Genomic DNA, 331 nt, shown 5'->3' on the forward strand with positions numbered 1-331 from the left:
GGTTGCTCTGCGTGTTCCGTTGCCAGTGCGTTTGCAATGGGGGCGAAGGCAGCCGCACGCCGCGCAGGCAGTCTTGTGTTGCCATTCTCAATGGCAGGTAACGCTAATCCAGACGAACGTGCTGCACGCGAGAGCTTTAAAACCCGCTCAATGTTGTTTTGTTCTTTATCAAAATTAAGCAGCTCACGAAATGCTGCTAGGTAAGCACTATCGATGGCAATGTCAGACACTTTAGGTGCAGTTGTCACTGGATTTCCCAGAACAAATTGTAGCGCTACTGGCTCAGTCGTTACCTCGCTAACTAAGGTCGTCTCTTTAGCTTTAGGCTCTT

1 pseudogene is annotated in these 331 nt (G+C 49.8%); it reads right to left on the reverse strand.

Annotated elements, in window-relative coordinates:
- Positions 1-248: pseudogene (locus CWB80_RS22370) on the reverse strand (hypothetical protein); the annotation flags it as partial.
- Positions 249-331 lie beyond the last annotated feature (83 nt).

The sequence above is a fragment of the Pseudoalteromonas sp. S1650 genome, assembly GCF_005887195.1.
In the GTDB taxonomy this organism is placed as follows: Bacteria; Pseudomonadota; Gammaproteobacteria; order Enterobacterales; family Alteromonadaceae; genus Pseudoalteromonas; species Pseudoalteromonas simplex.